Source organism: Streptomyces sichuanensis (assembly GCF_020328095.1).
GTDB classification, from domain to species: domain Bacteria; phylum Actinomycetota; class Actinomycetes; order Streptomycetales; family Streptomycetaceae; genus Streptomyces; species Streptomyces cinnamoneus.
In genome coordinates this window covers 1-1,254 of record NZ_JAIXMK010000265.1, presented here as the reverse complement: position 1 = coordinate 1,254, position 1,254 = coordinate 1, and the positions used below count along the sequence as shown (strand labels likewise).

Genomic DNA, 1,254 nt, shown 5'->3' with positions numbered 1-1,254 from the left:
AGCCGCAGGGTGCCGTCCTCGCCGGCCGTCGCCAGCGACCGGCCGTCGGGGGAGAAGCCGATGCCGTGCACGGGCCCGAGATGACTGGCCAGCACCGCGGTCCGGCGCCGGCCGGCGAGGTCCCACACACACGCGGTGTCGTCCTGGCCCGCCGCCGCCAGGCGCGTGCCGTCGGGGGAGAACGCGACGGCCAGCACGGAGTCCTGCATGCCCTTCAGGGCCGCCTCCCGTTCACCGGTCGCGGTGTTCCACAGCCCGACGTCGTCGCGCCACTCGCCGGCCGCCAGGTGCCGTCCGTCGGGGGAGAAGGCCAGGGAGTGCACCTGGCCGTGGGCCGTGGTGCCGATGACCCGCGTCCGTCCCGTCCCCGTGTCCCTGAGCCACACCCGCCCGTCCAGACCGGCCGCGGCCACCTGCCCCCCGTCACGGGTGACGGCCACCGCGTACAACGGCCCGAGGCCGGCGTCGGCGGTCTCCGGACCCGCCGCGGCACCCGGGCGTACGAGCCGGACCGTCCCGTCCCGCCCCGCCGACGCCAGCAGCTCGCCGCGACCGGACAGGGCCACCGCCCGGACCGCGCCGCGGTGTCCGCCCGCCACGCGGGAGACGCGCCCGGTGCCGGCGTCCCACAGCGACACCGCCCCCGTGTCGTCGCCCCAGGCGGCGAGCCCGCTCTCCCGGGCGACGGCCAGCGCCCGTACGGCCGCACGGCCCCCGGCGACGACGCGTCCCCGCCGTCTGCCCGTCGTGTCCCACTGCCGTACGGTCCCGTCGGCGCTGGCCGACAGCAGCCGGCCGGCGCGCGGCTGCCACGCCGTGGCGAAGACCGGACCCCGGTGCCCCGTCAGCCGCCCGGCGTAGGACTGGGCCTGGGAGCTGAGGACCGCCCCGGCCGCGGCGGCGGTGTGCGCCTGCCGCCAGGCGGCGGTCGCCAGCAGCATCGAGACCTCCGGCCGGGAGGCGCTCAGCGCGGTGGCGCGGAAGGCGAGTCCGGCAGAGCGGGCCGCTCCCCGTTCGGCCACGGCCTGCCGCCCCTGGTGGAGTGCCACCGCGCCCCCGGCCAGCGTCAGCACCAGGAGCACGGCCAGGGCCGCCAGCAGGCGGTGCAGCCGGCGGGTGCGCTGCCGTTCCGCCGCGAGTTCGGCGGCGGCGTGGGCCGTCGCCGCGTCGACGAACGCCTGCTCGACGGCGCTGACCGTGCCCAGGGGATGCGCGACCAGCTCCCGGGCGGCCGCGAGCCGGCTGCCCCGGGGC

Annotated in this window: 1 pseudogene; it reads right to left on the bottom strand. The window is 79.3% G+C overall.

From position 1 onward, the window contains the following. Nucleotides 1-1,254, bottom strand: a pseudogene (locus tag LE181_RS31850) (WD40 repeat domain-containing protein); the annotation flags it as partial.